Below are 22,457 nucleotides of genomic sequence, written 5' to 3' on the forward strand. Positions count from 1 at the left end.
CGGCTGGTGCGCGCCGGGACGCCGCAGGGTGAGGTGTACGCCGCCGTGACCCGCGACGGACTCACCGAAGTACCGCCGCCACCCGGTGCGCCCGAGCCGGAGTACCCAGCGCCGGCGCAGCCCGACCCCGGCCGCTGTCTACCGCGTGCCGCTCGATGGCCGGCTGCCGCAGCGCGGCCCCAGCAACGCGCTGGTGACGGTGGTGGTGTTCAGCGACTTCCAGTGCCCCTTCTGCAGCCGCGTGGAGCCCACGTTCACCCGTCTGCTGGACACCTACGGTCGCGACCTGCGCGTGGTGTGGATGAACAACCCGCTCGCCTTCCACCAGAACGCGCTGCCTGCGGCCATCGCCGCCATGGAGGCCTTCCAGCAGGGCGGCGACGAGATGTTCTGGGCGCTCCACGGAAAGCTCTTCGAGAACTCGAACGACCTCACGCGCGAGACCATCGAGCGGCTGGCGCAGGAGGTGGGTCTCGACATGGGGCAGCTTCGCGCGGCGCTCGACCAGCGCGAGCACGAGCAGGTCATCCTCGCCCAGCAGGCCTTGGCGGTGAGCCTGGGCGCCGCCGGGACACCATCGTCGTTCATCAACGGGCGGAACCTGCGCGGCGCGCAGCCCTACGAGGCGTTCGTTGTGGTGGTGGAGGAGGAGCTGGCCAAGGCGCGCGCGCTGGTGGCGCGGGGCACGCCGCGCGCGCGGGTGTACGCCCAGACCATCCGCGACGGCGCCACCACCCAGCAGATGCTCCCCACCACAGCTAGCGGTGATGAAGCGGCGGCTGCAAACCCGCGCATCGAGCTGCCCGTCCCCCGCAGCGCCCCTTCCCGTGGACCGGCGCGCGCCACCGTGGTCATCCAAGAGGTGGGCGACTTCCAGTGCCCCTTCTGCTCGCGCGTGCAGCCCACCATCGCGCAGCTGCTGCAGGACTACGACGGCCGCGTGCGCCTGGTCTGGCGGGACATGCCGCTGCCCTTCCACCCCAACGCACACATCGCGGCCCAGGCGGCGCGCGAGGTCTTCCGCCAGGGCGGGAACACTGCGTTCTGGGCCTACATCAGCCTGCTCTTTGTGAACCAGCAAGACCTCTCGCGCGACACGCTCGAGCGCCTGGCCCAGGAGGTGACCGGGGTCAACATGGCGCAGTTCCGCCAGGCCCTCGACACCGAGCGCCACCGCGCCGCCGTGGACGCCGACTCCGCCGCGGTGCAGGCCGCCGGCATCACGGGCACGCCGGGCTTCGTGATCAACGGCGAGCACGTGTCGGGCGCCGTGCCCTACGAGCAGCTGGCCGCGGCCGTGGAACGCGCGCTCGCCGAGGCGGACGCCCGCTAGCGCGCGAGTGAGCCGACCTCAGTCGAAGACCGCGTCGAGGGTCTCGGCAGAGAGGACGCGCAAAGAGTAGTCCACGAGTTCATCGCGGGTGGCGCGGGCGATGCGCTCCTCGGCGGAACCCGGCAAGACGCCGAACTTGAACGCGAGCTGCCGCGCAAGCACCTCGCGTTGGCCGTTCAGGCCCTCCTGGATGCCCTTGACGAGGCCCTCCTGGATGCCCTTGACGAGGCCCTCCTGGAGGCCTTTGACGAGGCCCTCCCGGATGCCTTCGGTGCGGCCCTTCAGCATGCCGCGTTGGATGAGTTGTTCGGCGAGGGTTCCCAATTGGATCTCCATGGAAGGGTCGAGGTTTGCGCGGAGCAGGGCGTGCACCGCGTCCATGTCACCGTTGGCGGTTTCGAAAGTGTAGCGCAAGAGACGGGTGAGGTAGTCGCGGAACCCAGGATCCTGCGAGAGCGTACGGAGGTCGTCGACGATCAGCTCCAGCTCATCTTCGAGCGCCGACGCGGCGCGGCTTCGCTGCAGAATGAAGTAGGCCACACGAAGCGAGACGCTGAGATCCGCCCGCGCGGCTAGCGTCTCAGGCGCGAAGCCCGCGAGGTCTTCGAGCAGATAGGTGCTCGAAGGGATGAAGGGCGCAACCAACGCTTCGAGGCCCGCTGGGAGCTTGAGGCGCTCCAGCATGGTGCGAGGAGCACGCCAGTCGGCGCCGTGGCTGATCACGAGCGGGATCACCGCCGTCAATGCCAAGCCCAGCCGCCGCTGTCGCTCCCAGAGCCGGACCTGCACACCCAGCGCTCGCAGGACCATGTCTGCGTCAGGCGCCGACTGCACCTCGGCGAAGATGTGCACCCACAGGGACTGGTCGAGCCCCGCGAAGGGCACCTCCCAGACCGCGTCGCTCTCGCGCGCGTGCAGTAAGGCATCGACGATGCGCGCGGGCGCAGGTCGCAGGCGGCCCAGGTCCAGGCGGGCGAGCAGGTCAGCCGGGAGCACCGCCGCGATCGCGGAGCGCGCGTTGTCCAGCGACTCGAGCGCGCTGCGGATGAGGCCGTCGTGCGGCTGGCCCTGCGCTGGCTTGGAGCGTTTGGATGCCATGAGCGCCCCTTGTCGGTCCACCCAGAACGGGATTGCTCACGAGGTGTCCAGGAAGCCGAGCGCCGCTAGCGCCGCCACCCCGCGCCGGATCTCCGCTCCAGGCGGCGAGTGCGTTGACGGCTACGCGCCCGGCAGCGTGACCAGTGGGGTGCCCAGCACCTCGAGCACGGTGCGGCCGAGCGCCAAGAGCCGCCCGTCATCGCCGCGCCGCCCCACCAGCTGCACGCCCAGCGGCCGCCCGTTCACCAGCACGGGCAGGCTGATGGCGGGGTTGCCGGCCGCGTTCAGCGCCGCGGTCCACGCGCCCAGCACGGCGGCCCGCTCGAAGCGCTCACCCGCATCGCACCCGCTCAGCTCCCCCACGGCGGGCGGCGGCACGGCCACGGTCGGCACCAGCCACACGTCCATGTCGGCGAAGAGCGCGTCCACGCGGGCGGTGATCACGTCGCGCGCCCGCAACGCGGTGGCCTTGTCCACCTTCTGGCCCGCGTCGCGCAGCCAGCGCGTGGTGGGCTGCAAATAGCGCGGGGCCAGCACCGGCGTGTTGGCCACCAAGTACTGAAAGATGGGCAGGAACTCCGCCACGCTGCCCACCAGCGGCTGGCCCTCGCCCACGTGGTGGCCCAGCGAGGCGAGCGCGCGCGCCACTTGCCCCACCGCGGCCTGCACGTCGGGGTGCGCGGCGATGATGGAGCTCTCCACGGTGACCGCCACGCGCAAGCGCGGTGGCGCCTGCCGGCACGCGGCCAAGAGCCCGGCGCCCTCGGGGAAGCCACACAGCGTGTCCAGCAGGGCGGCCGCGTCGGGCACGCTGCGCGCCAGCGGGCCCACCACGGAGATGCCGATGGTCTCGAAGGTCTCATGCGGGTTGGGCACCAGACCACGCGTGGCCTTGTGCCCCACCAGCCCGCAGAACGCCGCGGGGATGCGGATGGAGCCGCCCCCATCGCTGCCCGGCGCGATGGGCAGCAGCCCGCCCGCCACCGCCGCCGCCGAGCCCCCAGACGAGCCTCCCGCCGTGCGCGTGGGGTCCCACGGGTTGCGCGTGGGCGGCGCGAGGTCCGTCTCCACGAACGGCAAGATGGCCAGCTCCGACGTGCTGAGCTTCCCGGTGATCACCATGCCCGCGCGGCGCACCGTTTTGCTGGTGACGTCGTCCATGGGCGCCCGCATGTGCCGCCACGCGCGCGAGCCCATCTGCGCCGGGAAGCCCGCCGTGAAGTGCAGGTCTTTCAGCCCGGTGGGCAGCCCCCACAGCGGCCCGCGCGGCGCGCGAGGATCCCGCCGGCGCTCGCGGTCCAGCATGCGAGCCGCTCGCAGCGCGCGCTCCGCGTTCACGTGCACGAAGGCCCCGAGCCCCCCGTCCCGCGCGGCGATGCGCTCGAGGTAGGCGGCCGTCAGCGCCTCGCAGGTGACCTCACCTCGCCGCAGGGCTGCGGACTGATCGAGCGCCGACTGCGCCATGAGCTCGTCGTGGGGCACCGAGGCCTCAGCCCAGCTCGCCGCGCAGGTACTTCCCAATCAGCGTGGCGCTCTCGTCGTAGCTGCGCTGGAGCGCGCTGCGGACGAACGTCTCCACCACCTTGCCCACCCCCAGCGGGATCTTGGCGTCGATGTCGAAGTGCACGATACGCGTGAGCCTGTCGGTGCCCAGCGGCTCCACGGCCTGGTAGCCCGTGATGGTGATGTTGCCGCGCGAGGGGTGCACCACGAAGTCGTAGCGCCCGGTGGCCTTGTCGGTCTGGCCCTTCTCGTGGAAGTGCAGGTCGTCGCCCATGACCTTGCGCACCACGGCGGGCACGTCCTGGCTGGGCCAGGTCTTCACCTCGCGCACGCCCGTCTCGGGGTCGCGCTGGATGAGCTGGTAGCGCATGCCCAGGATCTTGTGGATCGTCTCCTGGTAGTGCTCGCTCCAGTGGATCTTGGCGATGAAGTTGACGGGGTCGGTGGGGATCTCGTGGCGCAGTGTGACCTGGGTAGACATGGCCGGCGTTCATACCACCTTCCCATGCCTGGGGTGTAGCCCCTGCTCGACGCCTGGCCGCTCGCAGATAAATGCCCCGGAATCACCCCAGGGGCCGAATGTTGGGTATAACGAACCCCTGAATGATGTCGGACAACAGTCGCACCACGAACCGCCCACCGCCGGCGCGCCCGTTTCGCACGCTGCTGGCCGAGCACCAGGGCCGCGACTATGGCGAGCTGGACGACGGCCGCGGAAAAGTGCGCATCTGGCACCTGGGTCACCGCATCGCGGTGTTCGAGTCGTCGGGGTCCATCTGCCAGGCCCACTCGGACTTCATCATCGCGTTCCACAAGAAGCACATCGAGGGCCACCCGCGGCCGTGGTTCACGTTCGGCAACTGGATGACGCTGCTGGCCTACACCCCCGAGGTGCGCCGCAACCTCACCGAGTGGCAGCGGCAGATGCGCTACGACGAGACCTACGTGGCGCACAACTCGCGCCTCCTGGCCATGAGCGTGAGCCTCGCCAACGGCGTGCTCGAGAACACCATCCACGTGCTGACCGACGAGGAAGCCCTGGACGACGTGCTGATCTCCGTGCGCAAGCGCATGAGCGTCTGACGCACGTTTCGGGTTAGGCTTAAGCCGATGACGAAGTTCCCCACCCGCCCCCCTCCGGCGCGCGCCTTTCGCACGCTGCTGGCCGAGCACCAGGGGCGCGACTACGTCGAGCTGGACGACGGGCGCGGGAAGGTGCGCCTCTGGCACCTGGGGCACCACATCGGCATCTTCGAGTCGTCGGGCTCCATCTGCGAGGCCCACTCGGACTTCATCGTCGCGTTCCACAAGAAGTACATCGAGGCCCACCCGCGGCCCTGGTACACGTTCGGCAACTGGACCGACCTGCAGGCCTACACGCCGGACGTGCGCCGCGGCCTCACCGAGTGGCAGCGCACCATGAAGTACGACGGCTTGCACGTGGCGCACAACTCACGCCTGCTGGCCATGAGCATCAACCTCGCCAACGCGGTGCTGGAGAAGACCGTGGAGGTGGTGCCCACCGACGAGCTGCTGGACGACGTGCTCGTCACGGTGCGCAAGCGCATCGGGGTCTGAGCGCTCGCGCCGCTTCCTTTTTCGGCGAGAACCGTTACCCTCCTGCCCCACCTAGAAACCAAAGGGCAAGCTGTGGCGGACACCATTCCATCGCGCCTCCTCGAGCAGGCGAACATTCGACCCTCCTCCCCCGCTTACTACGTTCGTGACGCGGGCGTCTGGCGTGCCACCAGCTGGGGCACCTACTCGGATCAGGTGAAGCAAGCGGGCCGCGCGCTGGTGGCGCTCGGCCTCGACACGGGCTCCACCACCACCATCCTCGGCTTCAACCGGCCGGAGTGGGTCATCGTCAACGTGGCCACCATGGGCATCGGGGGCGCGGCCGCCGGCATCTACACCACCTGCTCGCCGGTGGAGGTGGCCTACATCGTCAACCACTCGGAGGCCCCGCTCATCCTGGTGGAGAACGAGGAGCAGTGGAAGAAGGTGCTGGCCGAGCGCCACAACCTGCCCAAGCTCAAGTACGTGGTCACCATGAAGGGCGCCGCGCGCATCGCGGACCCCATGGTGCTCAGCTGGGACGAGTTCATGGCCAAGGGCGACCAGACGCCCGAGAGCGACTACCTCGAGCGCGTGCATGCATTGAAGCCCGAGGGTCTGGCCGCGTTCATCTACACCTCCGGCACCACCGGCCCGCCCAAGGGCGTGATGCTCTCGCACCACAACCTGGCGTGGACGGCCAAGGCGGCGCGCGACATGAACGGCCTGACCAACAGCGACGTCACCCTGTCGTACCTGCCGCTCAGCCACATCGCCGAGCAGATGTTCACCGTGCACGCGCCCATCACCACGGGCGGCCGGGTGTACTTCGCCGAGTCCATCGAGGCCGTGCCCGAGAACCTGAAGGAAGTGCAGCCCACGCTGTTCTTCGGCGTGCCGCGCATCTGGGAGAAGTTCCACGCCGGCATCAGCGGCAAGCTCAAGCTGGCCACGGGGCCCAAGGCCAAGCTGGTGGCGTGGGCCTTGAAGGTGGGCCGCGAAGCCAACCTGCGCCCGGGCGGCAAGAAGGGCCTCGAGTACAAGCTGGCCCAGAAGCTCATCTTCTCGAAGCTCAAGCCGGCCATCGGCATGGCGCGCGCGCGCATCTGCGTCAGCGGCGCCGCGCCCATCGCGCAAGAGGTGCTCGAGTTCTTCGCCAGCCTCGACATCATCGTGCTCGAGGTCTACGGCCAGTCCGAGGACACGGGCCCCACGTCGTTCAACATGCCGGACAACTATCGCTTCGGCAGCGTGGGTCCCGCGGTGCCTGGCGTAGAGGTCAAGATCGCTAGCGACGGCGAGATCCTGGTGCGCGGGCCCAACGTGTTCATGGGCTACTACAAGGAGCAGGCGGCCACGGACGAGACGCTCATCGACGGCTGGCTGCACTCCGGCGACCTCGGCGAGTTCCGCGAGGGCTTCCTGTACATCACGGGTCGCAAGAAGGACATCATCATCACCGCGGGCGGCAAGAACATCGCGCCCAAGAACATCGAGGCCTCGCTCAAGAACCACGAGCTCATCAACGAGGCCGTGGTCATCGGCGACCGGCGCAAGTACCTGACCGTGGTGGTCACGCTCGACCCGGAAGCCACCGCCGCGTGGGCCAAGGAGCGTGGCATTCCGCTCGCGGGCATCGGTGAGAACCCCACCCTGCGGGCCGAGATCCAGACCGCCGTGGACCACGTCAACACCGAGCTGGCACGCGTGGAGCAGGTGAAGAAGTTCAAGGTGCTCGGGCGCAACCTCACGGTGGAAGACGGCGAGCTGACGCCCACCCTCAAGGTCAAGCGCAAGAAGGTCTACGACCACTTCGCGGACGACATCGAGTCCATGTACGAAGGCGCCTGAGGCCTTCGGGCGTCATGCGCCGGCTGATCGTCGAGTCGGAAGCCACGCGGCAGGTGGATGCCTACCTGCCGCGTGTGCGCGTCCTGCTCTCGGACTTTCCGCGGGCCATGCGGCTGCTGCCCATGGTGGGCCTGGTGGAGCGCGTGTCGGCTGGCGAGCCGGCCTTCGACGCGGCCCACGAGCGCTACCGGGTGCACCTCGGTCCGTTCGGCGTGGGTGGCTTCCGCGGCACCCTGCGGCTGGTGGTGGACGTGCGGCGCAGCACCGCCGACGACCGCTACGCGCTCGAGATGACCACCCTGGCGGGTGAGGGCAACACCGACGCGTCCATCGACTTCGTGGCGCGGCAGACACCCGAAGGCACCCAGGTGCGCTGCCACGTGTGGGCCGCGCCGCGGAAGGAGATCCCCGCCATGCTGCCGCTCAGCTTGGTGCGCCGCGCCGCTTCGCACGTGCTCGAGGGCGCCATCGACACGGGGCTGGCAGGGCTCTCGGGCTCGGTCGCGGGCGACGGTCTGCAGGACTGAACGCCCGCCCGGTGAGCCCTGTGCCCATCACTCGAAGGGCGTCTTGAAGTCCACCGCGGGCCACACCTGCGCCACCAGGAGCGAGACGTTGCGCTGCACCCGGCCGCGCGCCTCGGCGTCCTGCACCCCCGAGCGGTCCTGCCAGGCGTGCATCCCGCCCTCGAAGGCCGTGGCGTACTGCTGCCAGCTGGCATAGCGGTCCTGCAGCACCTCGGCGATGCGGAAGGTCCAGTCCTTCACGTCGGAGGCGCTCAGGTAGCCCGCCGCAAAGCCGATGCGCACCGTGTCGGCCCCGCGGCCTGCGTCCCAGGCCGGGTTGCCCGTCTGGCGGCTGCGTACCAGGTCTTCGAGCAGCGCGTCCAGGTCAGCCTGACTCTCCACGCCATACCAGCTGCGCAGAGAGCTGGTGGCCCGCGAGCGCTCCCACGTGCCGCTGTCCTCGAGGCCCGTCCACGTACCGTACGCCCCCGCCAGCCACCGAGCGGCGCGCGCCGCACGGACGCGGGACTGGAAGTACAGCCAGCCGAGCGTGGCAAAGATGGCGAAGACCGCGAAGGCGACGATGAGCACCGCCATGGTGAGCGTGCCTGAGTCCATGGTGTCGATGGGGTTCATGGGTGCCTCCGTGGCTGCATGGAGTGTCGCTGCTCTCGGGACCGGCGTCTATGCCCGTCCGTTATCGGCGTAACGCATCTTGGTGTCGCGACGACATTTGGTGTGGACTATAAAAATAGCCATCACACCAGAGAAAGAGTGTCACTCATGAAACGGTACATCGCCCCCTTCGCGCTCGCCCTCCTCCTGCTGCCCGCCGGACGGGCCTCGGCCCAGCGGGGCGCGGAGGCACCGCTGGATCAAGCAGGCTCCGGGCCCAGCTCGTCCGCCAGCAACCTTTCCATCGCGATCGGCGTCACCGCCATGGCCGCCGGTGGGGTCTCGCTGGGCCACGACTCGCGTTTGGTGTTGGGCATGGGCGTGCCCTTGCTGGCGCTCGGTGTGTCGGACGTGATCCTGGGTCTGGCGCAGCGCAGCGCGGACGGGCCAGGAAGCCCAGGGTTCCAGCAGCGGCTGCGCACCGCGCGCGTGAGCTTGTTGGTGAGCGGCGCGGGGCTCGCCAGCCTGGGCGCGTTTTGGAGCTCGGACCTATCGCTCGGGGCAGGCGTGGCGCTCTTCAGCCACTCGGCCTTCCGGCTGCTGATGGAGCTGGTCACGCCACGCGCCCAGCCGCCCCGCTTCGAGGTGGGCGTCAGCGTGCTGCCGTCGCCCTACGGCCGCGTGGCCACGGCCACCTTCGGCGGCGCGCTGTGAGCGTGGTGGTTGGCGTGCCTGCGGAGGCGGGGCATCCTTCGGCCGCGATGCCCGTCAACCCCACCGAGCTCGGCGAGCTGCCCCTCCGCGAGCGCAAGTTCGCGCGCACGAAGGTGGCGCTGCTCGAGTCGGCCATGCGCCGCGTGCGCGAGGGGCGCCGCCTGGACACCATCTCGGTGAAGGAGATCTGCGCCGAGGTGCAGGTGTCCGAGGCCACCTTCTTCAACTACTTCCCGAAGAAGTCGGACCTGCTGCTCTACTACGTGCAGCTCTGGACGGTGGAGGCGGGCGCGCGCACGGCAGCGCTCTCGGGCCTGCGCGCCATCGAGGCGATCTTCGCGTTCACCGGAGAGCGCCTGGGCACGCAGCCCACCGTGCTGCTCGAGCTGATCGTGACGCTGGCATCCGACGAAGGCCCGCTCGAATTCCCGGACGTGTCTGTGGCCGAGCGCGCGGAGGCCTTCCCCGACCTGCCCGGCGCGCTCGACGCCGAGGTGCGCATCAACGTGAGCAGCCTGTTCCGGCAGCACCTGCTGCAGGCCGTCGCGAGCGGCGAGTTGCCCGCGCACACCGAGGTGGAGCTGGCGGTGCGCACGCTGGGGGCGCTGTTCTTCGGCATGCCGATGGTGAGCCATTGCTCGGGGCTGAGCGTGCCCGCCGACCAGCTCTGGGCCGCGCAGCTCCGGCTCTTGTGGGCCGGCCTGCGCGCGCTGTGACCGTCAGCCCGGGCGCAGGTCCGGGGCGCCGGTGATCACCAGGCTGCGCTTCCACAGCTCCGCGGCCAGCGCGTCGTCGAGCGCTGCGCGGTTGGGCTGTTTCTCGGCACACTTCTCGAAATAGCGGCCGCTCACGCCCTCGAGCTCGGGCGCCGTGGCGCAGTGCAGCGTGGTGGCGGCGCCCTCCTCCACGCTGATCATGAAGGCCTTGCCAATGGCGTCGAACGGCCAGGGGATGCGGCGCCAGATGTCCGTGGCCACCACGCCGGGGTGCAGCGAGTACGTGCTCACGCCCGTGCCGGCCAGGCGCTTGGCCAGGGTGCGGCTGAAGAGCACGTTGCACAGCTTGCTCACCTGATAGGCGCCCATGCCCGTGAGCGAGCGCGCGGGCTGCTGCAGCTGGTCCCAGGGGATGCGGAAGGCGCGCTCGTGAGCGCGGCTGGCCACGGTGACGATGCGCGCGGGGGCCGACTGGATGACGCGCTCGGCCAGCAGCAGCGTGAACAGGAACGTGCCCAAGTGGTTGACCGCGAACATGACCTCGTAGCCCTCCGGCGAGAGCTCGCGCACGCCTGCTAGGCCCGCGTTGTTCACCAACACGTGGATGGGCAGGCCGCGCGCCAGGAGCTCGGCCGCAGCCTCGCGGATGGCGCTGAAGCGCGAGAGGTCGAGCGCCAGGAACTCGACCTTGGGGTTGCCCGTCTCGGCGATGATGGCCTCGATGACGGGCATGGCCTTGTCGCGGCTGCGGCACGCCACGATGACGTGCGCCCCTTTGCGCGCCAGCTCGAGCGCGGTCACCCGCCCGATGCCGGTGTTCGCGCCGGTGACGACGCAGACACGCCCGGTCATGTCGGGCAGGTGCAGCGGCTTCATGCGGATCAGCCCGCGGCCGCTTCGCCGGTCTCGGCGGCCTCTTCGCCCTCGCCCTCGCCCTCGGCGGGAGCCACGCGGCCCGCGACCGGCTTGCCGGCATCCACCCAGCCACGGATGCCCGGGCGCATGACGGCCACTTCGCGGCCAGCTTCGCGCGCCCGTGTGGCCGCGTTGTCCGACGCGGTGCACTGGGTGCTACCGCAGTAGAAGACCAGCAGGCCATCGGCGGGCAGCTCGGTCATCTGGTACTCGCTGGACGAGGTGAGCAGCACGGCGTTGGGAACGGTGCCCAGGGAGTCGCGCGTCTCTTGATGGTTGGCGTCCACCGGGCGGGCGGTGCCAGCCTCGAAGAGCGCGGCAGCCGCGTTCACGTCCAGCTCGCGGATGGGCGCGGGGGCCTCGGCCGCAGGCGCTGCGGCGGCAGACTCTTCGGCGGCGACGATGGCTTCGGCCGCTTCGGTGGCGGCGGTGTCTTCTTGCCCGCCACAGCCGAGGCCGAGGAGCGCGAGCAGGAGTGGAAGGAGCGTGAGGCGTTGGCGGAGTCGGGTCATGGTGGGCAACACGATGCAAGAGCGTGACGCAGCGTGCAATGGGGTGTGCGACAAACTACAGTCGCCGACATGTCGCCTATTTACCTGCTTCGCGTCGCTCCGTTGGCCTGCATCAGCTTGCTCGCGGTCACTTCCAGCGTGGCCTGCAACAGCAGCAGCCCCAACGACGGTGGCTCCCCGCCGCCGCGCCCCACCGGCGACGTGGGCGCCCCCAGCGCCAGCTGTGGCAGCGTGCGCCTGACCAGCTATCAGCCGTTCGATCGCGGCTGGTGCGAGTACGACACCAGCTACTCGTTCTTGCCCACCTTCGTGCGCCAGGGCCTCACGGCGGCCATCGCCGAGCCGTGGAACGGCAGCAGCTACGGCGGCGCCCCCGGCGAGGCGTGCGGCGAGTGCTGGGAGATCGACACCGTGACGGCCACCGAGGTGGTGATGATCACGGACCTCTGCCCCAACCAGGGCAACTCGCTGTGCCAGGGCAGCCACTTCCACATCGACCTCACGGAAGACGCCGCCCGCATGGTGGGCGGCGGCGCGCTGGACGAGGGACAGGCGCGGCGCGTGCCCTGCCCGGTGAGCGGGGACATCCACCTCTTGGTGAACGACCACGAATTCGCCTACCTGCGCGTGGCGCTCATGAACCACCGCGTGCCGCTGCGCGGCGTGGAGATGCGCGCCACCGGGGCCGGCGTGACCGGTGACAACCCGTGGACGGCGCTGACCCGCTCGGGCGGCGCATGGGAAGCCCATGGCAGCATGCCGCACGACCGCGGCGGCGACGGCGTGCAGTTCCGCCTGACCAGCGCGCAGGGCCAGGTGGTGGAGTCGAGCGTGGTGGTGCCCACGCGCCCCGAGCGCGGCAGCACCTTCGACCTGGGTGTGCAGGTGGACGACAGCATGCCTCCCGAGGGCGCCGCGTGCGTGTTCGAGACACCCGGCGACGTGTTCGTGGACGAGTTCGGCGGCATCGACCAAGTGCGCTGGCAGCTGGACCCGTGGGGCCCGGCCGAGGGCGCGTTCTTCGGCGCCGACGACCAGGGCTGCGACGCCGGCAGCGCGGGCTGCATCCGCGTGGAGCGCTTCCACAGCGGCTCCGGCATGCACATCTACTACCGTCAGCGCTTCCCCACCTACACGTTCAGCAGCGTCTCGCTACGCGTGCGTACGGATGGCCCCACGAGCCGCGTCCAGGTGGGCCCCAGCTACGAGGGCACGCGCTGCGAGCTGAGCTTCTTCGACATCGGCCCCGAGTGGTCGACCATCACGCTGGACGTGACCGAGCGCTGCGGCGCGCTCGAGTGGCTGAACTCGCTGAGCGTGGACCTGGCCGGGGCGGACATCACGCTGTTCTTGGACAACGTGCGCTTCGAGTAGGGGATCGCCTTTAGAACAAGCACAATTGGCACCCCGAGGATTCCACACATCTTGCGAGGAGGCCGATTGGCCTTGCTGCAAGGTTCTTTGGGCACCCCCGGCTGGAAGCCGGCAGCAAACCAGCCTTGGATGGACATAAAGTCCCCTGCGGGGACTAGATGGCTGGCAGCAGGGTTTGCCCTACCAAGGGTACTCAGACACAGCGTCCGGCCGCCCTCGGTAGACCACACCCCATTGTCGACCACCCAGTCCGCCCAAAGGGCAGACTGAATGTGTCCGAGTACCCTTGGTAGAACGGCCCCCAACTTCACCGCCATTTAGTCCGCCCGCAGGGCGGACTTTCAGGTCGCCCAGGCCTGGTCTGCTGCCCCCGGCTTCCAGCCGGGGGTGCCATTGTGCCTTGCAGCAAGGCGAGTCGGCCCCCGAGCGAGATAAAAATGCTCAACTCGAAAGCCGGGGTGCCCATCATGCCTTGAATTAGGCCCCATTCGAGCAACCGAACTACCCGATCCCCGCCGCTTCTGATATCAGGAAGGCGATGAACGGCGTTGGCGTGGTGACGAGAGCGCTCCTCCTGCTGAGCGCAGCGAGCGCCACGCTGCTGACCACCACCACCGCCGCCCACGCGCAGACCATGAGCCAGGTGGCCGCAGGCCAGAGCAGCTGCACCACCGCCGGCGGCGAGGGCCTGTCCACGCAGCTGGTGGACGTGCAGCGCTGCCTGCACCCGGGGCAGTTCGTGTCGTTCGCCAACGCCGACATCACCGCCACCAGCGCGCGGGTGCACCTGGTGGCGCAGGCCAGCGCGCGCACCGCGCTGCAGACGGCGGCGGCGATCGTGCCGCTCGAGATCAACTCGGGCTTCAGGCCGCTCTCCGACCAGTACTTGCTGTGGGCGTCCGGGCAGTGCGCCGTGGTGGGCGTGCCGGGCAGCAGCAACCACCAGAGTGGCCGGGCCGTGGACGTGAACAACACGGTGGAGGCGCGCACGGCGCTCACCAACGCCGGCTGCGTGTGGTTCGGGGCCAGCGACGCGGTGCACTACGACTGCCCCGGCGTGGACCTGCGCGATGACTCGGTCGCCTCGTTCCAGCGGCTGTGGAACATGAACAACCCGAGCATGCCCCTGTCCGAAGACGGCAGCTGGGGCCCCATGACGCTGGCCGCCATGCAGATGTCGCCGGCCGACGGATTTCCCATTGGCGGCCTGACCACCTGCGGGCCCTGCGCCGCCGGGGCCGAGTTGAACGACTGCGGTGACTGCGGCGCGCCTCCCGTGGAGGTCTGCAACGGCAGCGACGACGACTGCGACGGCATGACGGACGAAGGCTGTGGCGGGCCCGACCTGGACGCAGGCGTCATGGACGACGGCGGGATCACGGCTGACGCCGGGATCACCGTCGATGCGGGCGCGCTGCTAGACGGCGGGATGAGCGGAGACGCATCGCTGCCCACGGGCGACGGCGGCGACGTTCGCGCGGACCTCGGCGCGGGGCGCCCGACCTCGGGCTGCACGGTGGCCCCGGGTGGAAACTCGGTCCCGGGCCCTGGGAGCGGCAGCGGATCACTAGCGAGCCTGCTGCTGGTGGGCGCAATGTTGCGCCGCGCGCGTCGTGTGGAACGAAAGGGGCTGTCATGAAGTCCGCTGCGCTCACCCTACCCCTCTTGCTGGCAGGCCTCTCCGGCTGCGCGTCGTCCGAGACCCCGGGCCACACACACGCGCCCGTGGTGTACGGCACCGACGACCGGCAAGAGGTCTATGCGCACCCCTCGGCCAGCCTGCGCACGCTGGCGCACGAGTCCATCGTGGCGCTCATCCGTGACACCCGCCTCGAGGAGCAAATGGACGGCAGCTTCGAGCGCACCCCCACGCTGACCCTCGGCGAGGCGCACGACCTGTGCAGCGACCAGCGCTTCATCGACCAGCCCACCAGCGCCTTCTGCTCGGGCACGCTGGTGGCGCCCGACATCGTGGTCACGGCGGGGCACTGCATCGAGACGCTGTCCGAGTGCATGAACACGCGCTTGGTGTTCGACTACCTGTACACGGCCGACGGCGTGCTGGCGCCGCTCGAGGCCGATGACGTGTACGGCTGCGTGGAGATCCTGTCGCGGCAAGACGGCGTGCTGGACTACGCCTACCTGCGCCTCGACCGCGAGGTGGTGGGCCACAGCCCGGCCACGCTCTCGCCCGGTGTGGGCAGCACCTGCCGCAACGTGGTGGACGAAGAGGCCGTGAGCGCCCTCGGCTTCGGCTCGGGGCTGCCGCTCAAGATCGACTCGGGCGGGGCCGTCACCAACCCGTCGTCACGCGGCACCAACTTCTTCCTGACCTCGCTCGACACCTTCGCGGGCAACAGCGGCTCGGGCGTGTTCAACGCCTCGGGCCAGCTGGTGGGCGTGCTCTCGAGCGGCCTCGGCGATTACCGCGAGCGGGCGGGCGAGGGCTGTGACGAGGTCAACGTGCTGTCGGAGCTCTTCGGCGGGGAGCAGATCGGCCACCTGTTCCCCACGCTGCTGCGCTACTGCGACGAGGCGAGCGCGCCGGACGCCACGCTGTGCGCCGCCGCCGACAGCGCTTGCCCGGACGGACCCAGCCCCGATGCGGGCATGCCGGACGCGGGCATGGACCCGGACGCGGGCGTGGACCCGGACGCCGGCGTGGACGCGAGCGCCGACGCTGCGACGGCCGACATGGGCCGGCCACGCGGCTCCGGCCGTGGCTGCTCGATCACGGAAGTGGCTCGCAGTGGCGCGGGCCCACAGGGTGCACTGCTGGCCGCGCTGCTCGGGCTCGCGTTGCGCCGCCGGCCCCGTGTGCGACCACGCCACACATGAACCCCTTCCGTCTCTCGGTCCTCGCACTCGTCGCAACCGGACTGTTGGCGGCCAGCCCGGCGGTCGCCCAGACCTGGGAGGTGGCCGGCGCCGCGGGCGGTGAGCTGGCCGTGGCCCCCGCGCTCACCGGCCATGGCTTCTTGTTCCTGCAGGCGGCGCGCAGCGACACCCTCGGTGGCACGCTGCGCCTGACCTACAACACCGACACGGTCGACGTGACGCTCGAGCGCCTGCCGCTGGCAGAGCGCCTGGAGCTGACGGTGGGCATGCGCGGCGAGGCGCTCATCGCGGGCTTGAACCTGGACTACTTCCAGCAAGGCGAACGGCTGTCCGACCGCGGCTTCTATGCGAGCTACCTGCAGGGGCACGCTCGGCTGCAGCGCCACCTGCCTGCGCACAACACGGTGGAGCTGGACACGCAGGTGCGCCGCTGGTGGTTCTCGGACACGGGCAGCACGGCCGACACGCTGCAGCTGCCGCAGGAGACCTGGCACGCGCAGGTGCGGCTGGCGTGGATCTACTGGAACATCCAGCTGCCGCGCGAAGAGTGGGAGGCGCACCGGCTGTTCCCGCGTGTCACGGGCTTCGCGTTCCGGGTGGCGGCCGAGATGCTGCTGCGTGGTGAGGCCGGGGCCTTCGGCGCCGAGGTGGCTCCGGGGGAGCTCGACCCGCGCAACGACGCCGGACGCGGAGCGGCCACGCTGCGTCTCTGGGCGGCCGGGGGCACCCGCTTCGGTGCGCTGCGCCTGGCCTTCGAGCTGAACGGCGCCTGGGGCACGGGCCATGACGACATCACGCGCGACCGCGTGGGCGGGCTCACGCCCTATGTGGTGCGCGTGCCGGGGCTGCCCTGGGCGGCGCTGCTGTCCGAGCGCTACCTGGTGGGCGAGGCCCGGCTGGCCCTCGCTCTCGGAGACGAGCGCGCCCACGAGCTGGGTGTCCTCGTGGCGGCCGGCGTGCTGAACGACCCGCGTCGGCTCGGGCTGCGCGAGGCGGGCGGCCTGGGTGGTGGCGCGCTGTTCGCGGACCTTCGCTTTGGCAGCTGGCAGATCCACGCGCAGGGCGCCATGGCCGCGCCGGTGGGCTGGCTCACCGACCGTGTCCACCTCTCTGGGCTGGTGGGTGTGGGCGTCCGGCTGAAGTGACATTAGACTGCCGGCTTCATGCCGAACACACAGTCGCTCTGGTCCCGGGTGTCTTCACTTCTTGCGCCGGGCGTCTCGTCCGGGGTGCTCGTCAGCGCCTCGCTCGTGGCAAGCCTGAGCGGCTGCGCCGATGAGGGCAGCGTGGGCGCGCGGCCCGAGGCCGTGGTCTACGGCGAGGACGACCGCACGGACGTCTACGCCCACCCGAGCGCGTCGCTGCGCAGCCTGGCCACGGAGTCCATCGTGGCGCTGGTCCCTGGGAGCGACCTGACAGACAACGGTGACGGCACATGGGACCTCGCGTCGGCTTTCACGCTCGAGGAGGCCTTCGACCTCTGCGACGACCAGCGCTTCCTCACTCAGCCCACCAGCGCGTTCTGCTCCGGCACGCTGGTCGCGCCCGACGTCATCGTGACCGCCGGCCACTGCATGGAGAGCATGGCGGACTGCCTCGAGACCAGCTTCGTGTTCGACTACCTCTACACGGCGGATGGCGTGCTGGCCGAGCTCGAGGACGACGACGTGTACAACTGCGCTGAGATCCTCGCGCAAGAGAACGGCGTCATCGACTACGCGTACCTGCGCCTCGACCGCCCGGTGGTGGGACACACGCCCGCCACCCTCTCCGCGGGCATCGGCGACACCTGCCGCAACGTGGAAGATGGCGAGGCCGTCACCGTGCTCGGCTTCGGCTCCGGCCTGCCCCTCAAGATCGACGACGGCGGCAACGTCACCGACCCGAGCACCCAGGGCTCGTACTTCTTCGAGACCTCGCTCGACACCTTCGGCGGCAACAGCGGCTCGGGCGTGTTCAATGACGCCGGTGAGCTGGTGGGCGTGCTCTCAGCGGGCGCAGCCGACTACGTGACACGCGACGCCGAGGGCTGCGACGAAGTCAACGTGCTCCCCGAGAGCGCCGGCGGCGAAGTCATCGGCCACGTGTTGCCCACGCTTGCCGACTACTGCGCCGACGCTCCGGACCCCGACGCCGACCTGTGCGCCCTGTTCGACACCGCTTGCCCCAACGGGGTGGATGGCGAAGGCCCGGCTGGCGAAGGCTCGAGCTGCAGCGTGAGCAGCCCCGCCGCTGGCACGGGCAGCGCGCCGCTCGCGTTCCTCGCGCTGCTGGGCCTGGTGCTCGGCCGCCGTGTCCGTCGCCGCGGGAGCGCGGAGTGAGCGATCGCGTCAGCATCGACCGCCGCGCGGACGTCGCCTACCTGGCGCTCACCCACGCCAGCAAGCACAACGCGCTCGACTGGGAGATGCTGAGCGCGCTGGTGGAGGCCGCCGAGTCGCTCAAGGCCGACCGCTCGCTGCGCGGGGTCATCCTGCACGCCGAGGGGCCGTCATTCTGCAGCGGCCTCGACTTCCCGAAGTTCACCAAGGAGCCGGCGCGCATGGCGCGGGCGTTCGCCAAGCTGGGCCTGCGCAGCACCAACCTCTTCCAAGAGGCGTGCTGGGCGTTCCGGCGGCTGCCCGTGCCCGTGGCGGCCGTCACCCACGGGCGCTGCTTCGGTGGGGGCCTGCAGCTGGCGCTGGCGGCGGACTTCCGCTTCACCACGCCCGACTGCGAGTTCTCCATCATGGAGGCCAAGTGGGGCCTCATCCCGGACATGACGGGCAGCGTCACGCTGCGCGAGCTCATGCCCATGGACCAGGCCAAGCGGCTCACCATGACGGGCCGCGTGTTCAGCGGCGTGGAGGCCAAGGGCTACAACCTGGTCACCGAGGTGGCGGCTGACCCCATGGCCGCCGCCGAGGCGCTCATGGCCGAGCTGGTGACGCGCTCACCCGACTCGGTGGCCGCCACCAAGCAGCTGTTCCACGAGACCTGGGTCGCGCACGAAGACGCCGCCTTCTCGCTCGAGAGCCGCCTGCAGGCGCTGGTGCTCATGGGCAAGAACCAGCGGGCGGCCATGCAGGCCAACTTCAAGAAGGAGGCGCCGCGCTTCGGGCGCCGCCTGCGCGTGCTGGGCTGACCGCCGCGCCTCAGTGGCGCGGCTTGACCTCACCGCGCCGCAGCTTGCGGTACATGGACAGGGACTCGGTCATCACCTTGATGGCCTCGTCCTTGTCCATGATGTCGTCGATGACCACCTCTTTGTTCTCCAGCACCTTGTAGTCCTGGAAGAAGCGCTTGATCTGCCGCAGCGTGTGCGAGGGCAGGTCCGTGTGGTGGTGGATCTCGTCGAACGATGGGTCCCCGTTGCATACCGCGATGATCTTGTCGTCGATGCCCTTGTCGTCGCGCATGCGCATGACGCCGATGGCGCGCGCGTCCACCACGGTCAGCGGGTAGAGCGGCTCCATGGTGAGCACCAGCGCATCGAGCGGGTCGCCGTCGTCGCAAAACGAGCGCGGGATGAAGCCGTAGTTCGCGGGGTAGTGCACCGCGCTGTACAGTACGCGGTCCAGCTTGAGCAGGCCGCTCTCCTTGTCCAGCTCGTACTTGTTCTTGCTGCCCGTCGGGACCTCGATGATGACGGGGAACGCGGTCTCGATGACCTTCTCATCGACGTAGATGTCGTGCCAGGGGTGCATGCGGTTGGTCTCGGTTAGGGAAGGGTCCCGCCGCGCACCTGGGTCCACCAGTAGATGGCAGCAGAGACGGTGAGCGATGCCACGGCCACCGCCCAGAGCCAACTGGGAGGCGCTTTGGTGCGCTTCTTCTTGCGCTGGCGCAGCTTGCCGGGGCGGGGATGGCTGGACGTGGTGCCCGCCGACACGCGGCCGCCGCGCGCGCGCTCGCTGTGGCGCGACAGGCCGCTGAGCGTGTCCGGGATGGTGGACGAGCGCCGGGCGCTGGTGGGCGCGGAGTCGAGCGCCACTTGCACGGTCTCCATGGACATGGAGCCGGTGTCGTCCATGCCCGTGGTGACCGCCACGCGCTCGGCCTCGCTGATGACCACCGCCGAGGACGACCCCGTGCGTGAGCGCACCGCGTCGCGGCGCTGCTCGTGGAACGACGCGGGCTCGGCGGGCAGTGCTTCGAGGGCGCGCAGCATGTCGCCGCCATCGGTGAAGCGGCGCGCCGGGTCTTTCTCGAGCGCGCGCAGGATGAGCTTCTCGAGATCCGGGTGCACGTAGAGCCCGGGGCGAATGCGCTCGATGCGCGGCACGGGCTCGAACAGGTGGGCGCGCAGCAGCTGCGAGCGGCGCTCGTAGGAGAAGGGGCGCTGGTCGGCGAGCATCTCGTAGAGCACCACGCCCGCCGCGTAGACGTCGGCGCGCACGTCCAGCGAGACCCCCGTGATCTGCTCGGGCGCCATGTAGGCCGGCGTGCCCACGATGCGGCCCTTGCGCGTGAGCGTGGCGTCCTGGCTGAGCTCGTCCACTTCGAGGAACTTGGCCAGGCCGAAGTCCAGCACCTTCACCACGTCGATGCCGCCGGCCACCTGGCGCAGGAAGATGTTGGCGGGCTTGAGGTCGCGGTGGACGATGCCGTTCTGGTGCGCGAACGCCACGCCCCGCATGGTCTGGAGCGCCACGCCCACGGCGCGCAGCGGGTCGATGGGCGCGCGCTGCAGCACGTCTTCGAGCGTCTCGCCGATGAGCAGCTCCATGGCGATGAACGTGATGTCGTGGTCCACGCCGAAGTCGGTGATGTGCACCACGTGCGGGTGCTTCAGCTTGGCGAGCGCGCGCGCCTCACGCTCGAAGCGCCGCTTGAGCGCGCTGATGTGCCCGAGGTTGTCGTTGAGCACCTTGATGGCGAGCGGGCGGCCCCCGTCGGTGGGGGTGGCCTGATAGACCACGCCCGTGGCCCCCGCTCCGAGACGCTTCTCGATGAGGTAGCCGCCAAGCTTGGTACCCACGAGAGGATCGTGGTCGGACGCGCGATCTCTCGACACTTCGTCAAGAATACACGATTTCGGTCGCCCGATAGCCACTGAACCCTATAACTGCGGGCTGATGTCGATCGTGGAGACCGCCCACTTCGAGGGGCCCGAGAAGAAGCTGAAGGTGACGTTCGCGAAGGACGCGCCCGGGCTCCGCTCGCTGCCGCGCACGGTGTGGGACCAGGTGCTGGGCGCGGCCGGGGCGGCCATCGTGTCGGCGGCCCACGACGAGTACTGGGACGCCTATGTGCTCAGCGAGTCGAGCCTGTTCGTGAGCGACCACTCGTTGACCCTGATCACCTGCGGCCAGACACGCCTGGTGGACGCCGTCGCGCCGTTGCTGTCCCACGCCCCACGAGCCGCGCTGTCGCAGCTGCTCTACGCCCGCAAGAGCGAGCACTTCCCACAGCACCAAGCCAGCACCTTCGACGCGGACGCAAAGCGCCTGCGCGCGCTGCTGGGGCCGAGTGGTCCGTGCGCGCAGCGGCGCCTCGGCGAGGGCGAGCACTTCGTGGACCTCTTCGATTCCGCTGCCAGTGGTCACGCGCGGCGCCCTGACGTCACGCTCGAGGTGCTCATGCACGGTCCGTCGGCCGCGGCCTGCGCGCGCTTCGAGCGCAGCCAGGCTCCCGCGGCGCGCGCTCTGGTGGCGTCACTGGCGCCCGGCTTCGCGCTGCACGAGCACTACTTCGACCCGCAGGGCTACTCCGTGAACGGCCTGGGCGACGGCGCGTACGTGACCCTGCACGTGACCCCCGAGCCGGTGGGCAGCTACGTGAGCTTCGAGCTGCAGGGCCCGCTCGAGCGCGTGTCCGCGGGCGACGCACAGCGCTGCGTGGCCGCGCTGGCCGCCGCGTTCGCGCCCCGCTCCATCGAGGTGCTGGCCTACCACCCGAGCGAGCCGTGGCTGACCGCCGCCGATCTGCGCGCCGCGGTTCGGGGCTACGTCGTGGCCGCGGGCGAGCCACTCCGCGCGGCGGACTACCACCTGGCCTTCACGCAGCTACGGCCGAGCACCGCGCTCTAGAGCGCTGCACCCGGCCGTGCCGAGGACGTGGGGGGCGGCGTGACCCGCCGGACGATCAGAAGGCCTGCGGACGCGGCCCCACCGAAGAACCCTGCGGGTCGGCCTCGCGAATGTGGGCGATGTTCACGGCCTCACCGCCGCGCGCCACGTACTCGCGGTACACGTGCGCGTAGTAGTTGGACATGATGATCATGGCCAGCGGGATGGTGAAGAACATGCCGATGCCGCACGCGATGACGCCCGCCAGGTAGAGCCCGAAGAACACGAAGCTGAGGATGAAGCCGCCCAGCAGCAGCTCCTTCCACATGGTCTTGCCCATGCGGAAGGCAGGCCCGAACTGGAGGCCGACGCTGATGTCGTCGGACAGCTGGGCGCGCACGCCGCCGGAGACCATGCCCAGGCTGAAGGGGATCATGCACGCGATCATCAAGAGACCGCCGAGGCCCGCGAGGACTCCGCTGATGAGGCTGCTCTCGAGCTGAGCGCCCAGGAACGCGCCCGCGCCGATGCAGCCGTAGCAGACCAGCATGATGGGCAGCAGGGCGAGGCCCCACACCAGCTGCACGATGAACACGCGGAAGCCCGAGCCCGCCAGCTTCATGAGGTAGTCGAGGTCGAACTCCATGCGCGGCAGGAGGTCTTCCTGGCCCCGTGCCGTCCGCTGCATCATGGCGGACAGGTAGCCGTTCAGCGCGAACTGACCGAAGAAGGGGATACACATGGCGGACAGCATGAGCACGCCGCAGAGGGCGATCTTCTTGGTCCAGTCGGGGTCGCGCTTGGCGAGTTCGAGGCCGCTCAGGTACTGCACGGTGACACCACTTCGGTTGGGGTTGAAGACACGAGCACGATACACGCGACATACGCGGTGTGGTGCGAAATCTTCCTTGTGGCAGGGCCCCGGCCGCCCGTCA

23 protein-coding genes are annotated in these 22,457 nt (G+C 69.9%); 14 read left to right on the forward strand and 9 right to left on the reverse strand.

Annotated features, from left to right (window positions below):
- Nucleotides 1–145 precede the first annotated feature (145 nt).
- A complete protein-coding gene (locus IPI43_11845; GenBank protein MBK7774807.1) occupies nt 146–1,333 on the forward strand; it encodes a thioredoxin domain-containing protein in 1,188 nt (395 codons plus the stop codon).
- A gap of 18 nt (nt 1,334–1,351) precedes the next feature.
- Here the strand turns inward: IPI43_11845 and IPI43_11850 are convergent, their stop codons facing one another.
- The 3 genes from IPI43_11850 to IPI43_11860 all read right to left on the reverse strand — a co-directional run bounded on the left by IPI43_11850 (nt 1,352) and on the right by IPI43_11860 (nt 4,415).
- Nucleotides 1,352–2,431, reverse strand: coding sequence for an Rpn family recombination-promoting nuclease/putative transposase (locus IPI43_11850; GenBank protein MBK7774808.1), 1,080 nt, complete (start codon nt 2,429–2,431; stop codon nt 1,352–1,354).
- A 120-nt stretch (nt 2,432–2,551) separates the two neighbouring features.
- A complete protein-coding gene (locus tag IPI43_11855; GenBank protein MBK7774809.1) occupies nt 2,552–3,913 on the reverse strand; it encodes an amidase in 1,362 nt (453 codons plus the stop codon).
- Nucleotides 3,914–3,920: 7 nt separating this feature from the next.
- Nucleotides 3,921–4,415 (reverse strand): DUF2505 family protein, encoded by a 495-nt coding sequence (locus IPI43_11860; GenBank protein MBK7774810.1) that lies wholly within the window; start codon nt 4,413–4,415, stop codon nt 3,921–3,923.
- Nucleotides 4,416–4,540: 125 nt separating this feature from the next.
- On the opposite strand from IPI43_11860, the gene IPI43_11865 reads away from it, so the two are divergent.
- The 4 genes from IPI43_11865 to IPI43_11880 all read left to right on the forward strand — a co-directional run bounded on the left by IPI43_11865 (nt 4,541) and on the right by IPI43_11880 (nt 7,869).
- Nucleotides 4,541–5,017, forward strand: a complete 477-nt coding sequence (locus tag IPI43_11865) for a hypothetical protein (GenBank protein ID MBK7774811.1) — start codon at nt 4,541–4,543, stop codon at nt 5,015–5,017.
- 27 nt (nt 5,018–5,044) lie between these two features.
- The gene (locus tag IPI43_11870; GenBank protein MBK7774812.1) at nt 5,045–5,512 is read left to right on the forward strand and encodes a hypothetical protein; all 468 of its coding nucleotides are present in this window, start codon (nt 5,045–5,047) and stop codon (nt 5,510–5,512) included.
- 72 nt (nt 5,513–5,584) lie between these two features.
- Nucleotides 5,585–7,342: a long-chain fatty acid--CoA ligase gene (locus IPI43_11875; protein MBK7774813.1), complete on the forward strand. Its 1,758-nt coding sequence runs from the start codon at nt 5,585–5,587 to the stop codon at nt 7,340–7,342.
- A gap of 14 nt (nt 7,343–7,356) precedes the next feature.
- Nucleotides 7,357–7,869 (forward strand): hypothetical protein, encoded by a 513-nt coding sequence (locus IPI43_11880; GenBank protein ID MBK7774814.1) that lies wholly within the window; start codon nt 7,357–7,359, stop codon nt 7,867–7,869.
- Nucleotides 7,870–7,896: 27 nt separating this feature from the next.
- On the opposite strand, the gene IPI43_11885 is transcribed toward IPI43_11880, so the two are convergent.
- Nucleotides 7,897–8,484: a DUF1266 domain-containing protein gene (locus tag IPI43_11885; protein MBK7774815.1), complete on the reverse strand. Its 588-nt coding sequence runs from the start codon at nt 8,482–8,484 to the stop codon at nt 7,897–7,899.
- Nucleotides 8,485–8,631: 147 nt separating this feature from the next.
- Between IPI43_11885 and IPI43_11890 the strand changes: the two genes are divergently transcribed.
- Nucleotides 8,632–9,177, forward strand: coding sequence for a hypothetical protein (locus IPI43_11890; GenBank protein ID MBK7774816.1), 546 nt, complete (start codon nt 8,632–8,634; stop codon nt 9,175–9,177).
- Between the two features lie 47 nt (nt 9,178–9,224).
- Nucleotides 9,225–9,893, forward strand: a complete 669-nt coding sequence (locus tag IPI43_11895) for a TetR/AcrR family transcriptional regulator (protein ID MBK7774817.1) — start codon at nt 9,225–9,227, stop codon at nt 9,891–9,893.
- A 3-nt stretch (nt 9,894–9,896) separates the two neighbouring features.
- On the opposite strand, the gene IPI43_11900 is transcribed toward IPI43_11895, so the two are convergent.
- Nucleotides 9,897–10,769: an SDR family oxidoreductase gene (locus IPI43_11900; GenBank protein ID MBK7774818.1), complete on the reverse strand. Its 873-nt coding sequence runs from the start codon at nt 10,767–10,769 to the stop codon at nt 9,897–9,899.
- Nucleotides 10,770–10,774: 5 nt separating this feature from the next.
- Nucleotides 10,775–11,320 (reverse strand): hypothetical protein, encoded by a 546-nt coding sequence (locus IPI43_11905; protein ID MBK7774819.1) that lies wholly within the window; start codon nt 11,318–11,320, stop codon nt 10,775–10,777.
- Between the two features lie 69 nt (nt 11,321–11,389).
- Here IPI43_11905 and IPI43_11910 point away from each other — a divergent pair, with 69 nt between their 5' ends.
- The 6 genes from IPI43_11910 to IPI43_11935 all read left to right on the forward strand — a co-directional run bounded on the left by IPI43_11910 (nt 11,390) and on the right by IPI43_11935 (nt 18,656).
- A complete protein-coding gene (locus IPI43_11910; protein MBK7774820.1) occupies nt 11,390–12,694 on the forward strand; it encodes a hypothetical protein in 1,305 nt (434 codons plus the stop codon).
- Nucleotides 12,695–13,232: 538 nt separating this feature from the next.
- A complete protein-coding gene (locus IPI43_11915) occupies nt 13,233–14,333 on the forward strand; it encodes a D-alanyl-D-alanine carboxypeptidase family protein (GenBank protein ID MBK7774821.1) in 1,101 nt (366 codons plus the stop codon).
- Nucleotides 14,330–15,532 (forward strand): trypsin-like peptidase domain-containing protein, encoded by a 1,203-nt coding sequence (locus IPI43_11920; protein ID MBK7774822.1) that lies wholly within the window; start codon nt 14,330–14,332, stop codon nt 15,530–15,532. Before IPI43_11915 ends, IPI43_11920 begins: the two co-directional genes overlap by 4 nt.
- The gene (locus IPI43_11925) at nt 15,529–16,677 is read left to right on the forward strand and encodes a hypothetical protein (GenBank protein MBK7774823.1); all 1,149 of its coding nucleotides are present in this window, start codon (nt 15,529–15,531) and stop codon (nt 16,675–16,677) included. Before IPI43_11920 ends, IPI43_11925 begins: the two co-directional genes overlap by 4 nt.
- Nucleotides 16,678–16,695: 18 nt before the next feature.
- A complete protein-coding gene (locus tag IPI43_11930) occupies nt 16,696–17,853 on the forward strand; it encodes a trypsin-like peptidase domain-containing protein (protein ID MBK7774824.1) in 1,158 nt (385 codons plus the stop codon).
- A complete protein-coding gene (locus IPI43_11935) occupies nt 17,850–18,656 on the forward strand; it encodes a crotonase/enoyl-CoA hydratase family protein (protein MBK7774825.1) in 807 nt (268 codons plus the stop codon). Before IPI43_11930 ends, IPI43_11935 begins: the two co-directional genes overlap by 4 nt.
- 10 nt (nt 18,657–18,666) lie before the next feature.
- On the opposite strand, the gene IPI43_11940 is transcribed toward IPI43_11935, so the two are convergent.
- Nucleotides 18,667–19,218, reverse strand: coding sequence for an inorganic diphosphatase (locus tag IPI43_11940; GenBank protein ID MBK7774826.1), 552 nt, complete (start codon nt 19,216–19,218; stop codon nt 18,667–18,669).
- 14 nt (nt 19,219–19,232) lie between these two features.
- Complete coding sequence (locus IPI43_11945) at nt 19,233–20,492, reverse strand: serine/threonine protein kinase (protein ID MBK7774827.1); 1,260 nt, start codon at nt 20,490–20,492, stop codon at nt 19,233–19,235.
- A gap of 97 nt (nt 20,493–20,589) precedes the next feature.
- On the opposite strand from IPI43_11945, the gene IPI43_11950 reads away from it, so the two are divergent.
- On the forward strand, nt 20,590–21,543 hold the full coding sequence (locus tag IPI43_11950) for a hypothetical protein (protein MBK7774828.1): 954 nt from the start codon (nt 20,590–20,592) through the stop codon (nt 21,541–21,543).
- Between the two features lie 55 nt (nt 21,544–21,598).
- On the opposite strand, the gene IPI43_11955 is transcribed toward IPI43_11950, so the two are convergent.
- Nucleotides 21,599–22,354 carry a DUF4013 domain-containing protein gene (locus IPI43_11955; protein ID MBK7774829.1) on the reverse strand — a complete coding sequence of 252 codons (756 nt, stop codon included), beginning with the start codon at nt 22,352–22,354 and terminating at the stop codon, nt 21,599–21,601.
- Between the last annotated feature and the right edge of the window lie 103 nt (nt 22,355–22,457).

It is taken from the genome of Sandaracinaceae bacterium (assembly GCA_016706685.1).
In the GTDB taxonomy this organism is placed as follows: Bacteria; Myxococcota_A; Polyangia; order Polyangiales; family Houyiibacteriaceae; genus JADJJE01.

Bases quoted from the DNA above. Each gene is read 5' to 3' on its own strand.
- IPI43_11880 (MBK7774814.1), top strand. From the start codon at position 7,357: ATGCGCCGGCTGATCGTCGAGTCGGAAGCCACGCGGCAGGTGGATGCC.
- IPI43_11915 (MBK7774821.1), top strand. From the start codon at position 13,233: ATGAACGGCGTTGGCGTGGTGACGAGAGCGCTCCTCCTGCTGAGCGCA.
- IPI43_11925 (MBK7774823.1), top strand. From the start codon at position 15,529: ATGAACCCCTTCCGTCTCTCGGTCCTCGCACTCGTCGCAACCGGACTG.
- IPI43_11900 (MBK7774818.1), bottom strand. From the start codon at position 10,769: ATGAAGCCGCTGCACCTGCCCGACATGACCGGGCGTGTCTGCGTCGTC.
- IPI43_11865 (MBK7774811.1), top strand. From the start codon at position 4,541: ATGTCGGACAACAGTCGCACCACGAACCGCCCACCGCCGGCGCGCCCG.
- IPI43_11940 (MBK7774826.1), bottom strand. From the start codon at position 19,218: ATGCACCCCTGGCACGACATCTACGTCGATGAGAAGGTCATCGAGACC.
- IPI43_11930 (MBK7774824.1), top strand. From the start codon at position 16,696: ATGCCGAACACACAGTCGCTCTGGTCCCGGGTGTCTTCACTTCTTGCG.
- IPI43_11850 (MBK7774808.1), bottom strand. From the start codon at position 2,431: ATGGCATCCAAACGCTCCAAGCCAGCGCAGGGCCAGCCGCACGACGGC.
- IPI43_11885 (MBK7774815.1), bottom strand. From the start codon at position 8,484: ATGAACCCCATCGACACCATGGACTCAGGCACGCTCACCATGGCGGTG.
- IPI43_11870 (MBK7774812.1), top strand. From the start codon at position 5,045: ATGACGAAGTTCCCCACCCGCCCCCCTCCGGCGCGCGCCTTTCGCACG.
- IPI43_11910 (MBK7774820.1), top strand. From the start codon at position 11,390: ATGTCGCCTATTTACCTGCTTCGCGTCGCTCCGTTGGCCTGCATCAGC.
- IPI43_11895 (MBK7774817.1), top strand. From the start codon at position 9,225: ATGCCCGTCAACCCCACCGAGCTCGGCGAGCTGCCCCTCCGCGAGCGC.
- IPI43_11890 (MBK7774816.1), top strand. From the start codon at position 8,632: ATGAAACGGTACATCGCCCCCTTCGCGCTCGCCCTCCTCCTGCTGCCC.
- IPI43_11860 (MBK7774810.1), bottom strand. From the start codon at position 4,415: ATGTCTACCCAGGTCACACTGCGCCACGAGATCCCCACCGACCCCGTC.
- IPI43_11905 (MBK7774819.1), bottom strand. From the start codon at position 11,320: ATGACCCGACTCCGCCAACGCCTCACGCTCCTTCCACTCCTGCTCGCG.
- IPI43_11920 (MBK7774822.1), top strand. From the start codon at position 14,330: ATGAAGTCCGCTGCGCTCACCCTACCCCTCTTGCTGGCAGGCCTCTCC.
- IPI43_11950 (MBK7774828.1), top strand. From the start codon at position 20,590: ATGTCGATCGTGGAGACCGCCCACTTCGAGGGGCCCGAGAAGAAGCTG.